The 4,829-nt window shown below is 70.6% G+C and carries 3 protein-coding genes; 2 read left to right on the top strand and 1 reads right to left on the bottom strand.

Translation table 11 applies throughout. The features are described from left to right. Positions 1 to 2,996: excinuclease ABC subunit UvrA (gene uvrA, locus ACWCYO_RS40225; protein WP_449786999.1), on the bottom strand; the 2,996-nt coding region annotated here is incomplete at its 3' end. 270 nt (positions 2,997 to 3,266) lie between these two features. Here uvrA and ACWCYO_RS40220 point away from each other — a divergent pair. After that, positions 3,267 to 4,001, top strand: coding sequence for a maleylpyruvate isomerase family mycothiol-dependent enzyme (locus tag ACWCYO_RS40220; protein WP_449786998.1), 735 nt, complete (start codon positions 3,267 to 3,269; stop codon positions 3,999 to 4,001). A 54-nt stretch (positions 4,002 to 4,055) separates the two neighbouring features. Then, a complete protein-coding gene (locus ACWCYO_RS40215; protein WP_270143332.1) occupies positions 4,056 to 4,709 on the top strand; it encodes an MBL fold metallo-hydrolase in 654 nt (217 codons plus the stop codon). Positions 4,710 to 4,829: the final 120 nt, after the last annotated feature.

Below are 4,829 nucleotides of genomic sequence, written 5' to 3'. Positions count from 1 at the left end.
GTTCCGCGGATCGTGCTCGGATCGATCTTCCTGGTCGCGTTCGGCCTCGGTGAGACGCCGAAGGTCCTGCTCGCGGCGGTGCTGGTGTTCTTCGCGGCGACGGCCCGCTTGCGCGGGGCCTTCTTGACCGGCGCCGCGACCGGGGCGTCCGCGAAGTCACTCGGCAGGATGTCCCGCAGGAACTTGCCGGTGTGGCTCTCCGGGACGGCCGCGATCTCCTCGGGGGTGCCCTCGGCGACCACCGTGCCGCCGCCGGAGCCGCCCTCGGGGCCCATGTCGACGATCCAGTCGGCGGTCTTGATCACGTCGAGGTTGTGCTCGATCACGATCACCGTGTTGCCCTTGTCGACCAGTCCGCTGAGCACCTTGATCAGCTTGCTGATGTCCTCGAAGTGCAGACCGGTGGTGGGCTCGTCCAGCACGTAGACCGTCCGCCCGGTGGAGCGCTTCTGCAGCTCGGAGGCGAGCTTGACGCGCTGCGCCTCGCCGCCGGAGAGCGTCGGCGCGGACTGGCCGAGCCGGACGTAGCCGAGGCCGACGTCGTTGAGCGTCCGCAGGTGGCGGGCGATCGCGGGGACGGCCTCGAAGAAGGACAGCGCCTCCTCGATCGGCATGTCCAGCACCTCGGCGATGGACTTGCCCTTGTAGTGCACCTCCAGCGTCTCCCGGTTGTACCGGGCGCCGTGGCAGACCTCGCACGGCACGTAGACGTCCGGCAGGAAGTTCATCTCGATCTTGATGGTGCCGTCGCCGGTGCAGTTCTCGCAGCGGCCGCCCTTGACGTTGAAGGAGAACCGGCCGGGCAGGTAGCCCCGGACCTTGGCCTCCTGGGTCTCCGCGAAGAGCCGGCGGACGTGGTCGAACACCCCGGTGTAGGTGGCCGGGTTGGACCGCGGGGTGCGGCCGATCGGCGACTGGTCGACGTGCACCACCTTGTCCACCAGGTCGGTGCCGGTGATCCGGGTGTGCCGGCCGGGCACGCTGCGGGCGCCGTTCAGCTCCCGCGCCAGGTGGGTGTAGAGGATGTCGTTGACCAGCGTCGACTTGCCGGAGCCGGAGACGCCGGTGATCGCCGTCAGGGTGCCGAGCGGGAAGCCGACCGTGACGTCCTTGAGGTTGTGCTCTCGGGCGCCGTGCACCGTCAGCTGGCGCTTCTTGTCCCGGTCGCGGCGGGCGGCCGGGATCGGGATGGACCGCTTGCCGGAGAGGTACTGGCCGGTCAGCGACTCCTTGTTGCCGAGCAGCTGCTTCAGCGAACCGGAGTGCACCACCTTGCCGCCGTGCTCGCCGGCGCCCGGGCCGATGTCCACCACCCAGTCCGCGGTCTTGATGGTGTCCTCGTCGTGCTCCACCACGATCAGGGTGTTGCCGATGTCGCGCAGCCGCACCAGCGTCTCGATCAGCCGGTGGTTGTCCCGCTGGTGCAGGCCGATGGACGGCTCGTCCAGCACGTACAGCACGCCGACCAGGCCGGAGCCGATCTGGGTGGCCAGCCGGATGCGCTGGGCCTCGCCGCCGGACAGGGTGCCGGCCGCGCGGTCCAGGGAGAGGTAGTCCAGGCCGACGTCGACCAGGAAGCGCAGCCGCTCGTTGACCTCCTTGAGGACCCGCTCGGCGATCTGCTTGTCCCGGTCGTTGAGCTTCATCGCGCCCAGGAACTCGGCGCAGTCGCTGATCGACATCGAGGAGACGTCGGCGATCGACCTGTCCTCGACGGTGACCGCCAGCACCACCGGCTTGAGCCGGGTGCCCTGGCAGGTCGGGCAGGGCACCTCGCGCATGTAGCCCTCGAAGCGCTCGCGGCTGCTGTCGCTCTCCGCCTCGGTGTGCCGGCGCTGGATGAACGGGACGGCGCCCTCGAAGCCGGTGCTGTACGAGCGCTCCCGGCCGAAGCGGTTGCGGTAGCGGACCTGCACCTGGTGCTTGTGCCCGTACAGCAGCGCCTTCTTGGCGCGGGCGGGCAGCCCGGCCCAGGGGATGTCGGTGCGGAAGCCGAGCTCCTCGGCGAGCGCGTCGATCAGGCGCTGGAAGTAGTCCTTGGCGTGCCCGGCCGACCACGGGTGGATCGCGCCCTCGTCCAGCGAGCGCTCCGGGTCCGGCACGACCAGCTCCGGGTCGACCTCCATCCGGTTGCCCAGGCCCGAGCAGTCCGGGCAGGCGCCGAACGGCGAGTTGAAGGAGAACGAGCGCGGCTCCAGCTCCTCGAACGACACGTCGTCGTACGGGCAGTAGAGGTGCTCGGAGTACATCCGCTCGCGCTCGGGGTCGTCCTCGGGGAGGTCGACGAAGTCGAGCACGACCATGCCGCCCGACAGCCGCAGGGCAGTCTCCACCGAGTCGGTGAGCCGCCGCTTGGCGCTCTCCTTGACGGTCAGGCGGTCGATGACCACCTCGACGGTGTGCTTCTCCTGCTTCTTCAGCTTCGGCGGCTCGGCGAGCTGGATCGTCTCGCCGTCGACCCGGGCGCGGGAGTAGCCCTTGGACTGGAGGTCGGCGAAGAGGTCGACGAACTCGCCCTTGCGCTCGCGCACCACCGGGCTGAGCACCTGGAAACGGGTGCCCTCGGCGAGCTCCAGCACCTTGTCGACGACCGCCTGCGGCGACTGCTTGGCGATCGGGCGGCCGCAGTGCGGGCAGTGCGGCTTGCCGATCCGGGCGAACAGCAGGCGCAGGTAGTCGTAGACCTCGGTGATGGTGCCGACGGTCGAACGGGGGTTGCGGTTGGTGGACTTCTGGTCGATCGAGACGGCCGGGGAGAGGCCCTCGATGAAGTCCACGTCGGGCTTGTCCATCTGCCCGAGGAACTGACGGGCGTAGGAGGACAGCGACTCGACGTAGCGGCGCTGGCCCTCGGCGAAGATCGTGTCGAAGGCGAGCGAGGACTTGCCGGAGCCGGAGAGGCCCGTGAAGACGATGAGGGAGTCGCGGGGCAGGTCGAGCGAGACGTTCTTGAGGTTGTGCTCGCGAGCACCGCGGACGATGAGGCGGTCGGCCACTGCTTCTGGCGCCTTTCTCCGGACGAGATGGCTTGCGGTGTGGGGGGTGTTCTTCTTCCAGGATGCGGCAGCCAGCCTATAGCTCAGACGTTCGAATCTCGACTCTGTCCAGTGGAGACCACCCGAACGAGTGAGAGCGCCCTCCGGGACCGTCCGTACCCGGTCCGAAGAACCCCTGCTCAGGGCCAGGGATTCGGCGGTAGCGTCAGCGGGTCAACGAGCGAGGCCCGCTCCGGGCAACGCGCAGTCCCGTACCGAAGGCAGTTTTCGATGACCGACCCGCAGTCCGCCGCCGCCGTCGCCGCCCAGCGGCTGGGCCTCGTCCAGGCCAGCACCCAGCGCATGCTGGAGACCGTCTCCGGGCTCAAGCCCGACGCGGTCGCCGAGCCCTCCGCACTCCCCGGCTGGACCCGCGGCCACGTGCTGGCCCACCTCGCCCGCAACGCCGACTCCCTGGTCAACCTGCTGACCGGCGCCCGCACCGGCACCGACATCCCGCAGTACGCCAGCGAGCAGGCCCGCGACCAGGGGATCGAGGACGGCGCCGGCCGCCCGCTCGACGCCCAACTCGCCGACCTGCGCGAGTCCCACGAGCGCTTCGCCGAGGCCGCCGCACTGATGGACCCCGAGGACTGGGCCGCCGAGGTGCGCCACCGCTTCGGCGCCGTCTTCCCGGCCTGCGACCTGGTCTGGAAGCGCCTCGGCGAGCTGGAGTACCACCTGGTCGACCTGGACGCCGACTACACCCCCGCCCGGTGGCCGGAGGAGTTCGCCGTCACCGAGTTCCACAAGCTCGCCCTCAAGCTCCACGGCACCGACCTGCCCGCCGTCGAGTTGGTCGCCGAGGACACCGGCGACCGCGGCCTGATCGGGTCGGGTCCCGCTTCCCTGACCGTCCAGGGCCCGGTCCGCGCCCTGCTCGCCTGGCTCTCCGGCCGCTCCGACGGCTCCGACCTGAAGCGCACCCCCGACACCGCGCTCCCCCAGCTTCCCCCGCTGGGCTGACGGCGGGACGATGATCCTGAACCCTGTTGCAGCCGGACCCGGAGGAGCGGACGGATGACGTACCACGGAGCGGTCAAGGTCGGCGGACCGCCGGACGTGCGGGAGCTGGCCCACCTGATCATCACCAAGGTGGCCGTCGGCCCGTACGACAACAACGCCTACCTGTTGCGTTGCCGGGCCACCGACGAGCAGCTGCTGATCGACGCGGCCGCCGACGCCCCGGTGCTGCTGGAGACCGTCGGCGACGACCTCGAGACGGTGGTCACCACCCACCGGCACCACGACCACTGGGGCGCCCTCGCCGAGGTGGTCGCCACCACCGGCGCCCGCACCGCCGCCGGCCAGCACGACGCCGAGGGCATCGACGTCCCCACCGAGCTGCTGCTCGCCGACGGCGACAAGCTGCGGGTCGGCGACGTCGAACTCACCGTCCGCCACCTGGTCGGCCACACCCCCGGCGCGATCGTGCTCATCTACGACGACCCCCAGGGCCACCCCCACGTCTTCACCGGCGACTGCCTCTTCCCAGGCGGCGTCGGCAACACCTGGGGCGACCCGGAGGCCTTCAAGACCCTCTTCCGGGACGTCAACGAGAAGATCTTCGACGTCCTGCCGGATGAGGCCTGGGTCTACCCCGGCCACGGCAACGACACCACCCTCGGCGCCGAGCGCCCCCACCTGGAGGAGTGGCGCGAGCGCGGCTGGTGACGAAGTCCGGGGGGGGGGGGCGGGGGGGTGGGAGGGGCCCACCGCCGCCAACAAGTGCCCCCCCCCCGGGGGGGACGCCAGCCCCAACACACCGCACGACCCGTCGGACGACAAAGCGAC

This window comes from Kitasatospora sp. NPDC001683 (assembly GCF_053596495.1).
The sequence above is the reverse complement of the archived record's forward strand: the minus strand, read 5'-3'. Positions and strand labels throughout refer to the sequence as shown.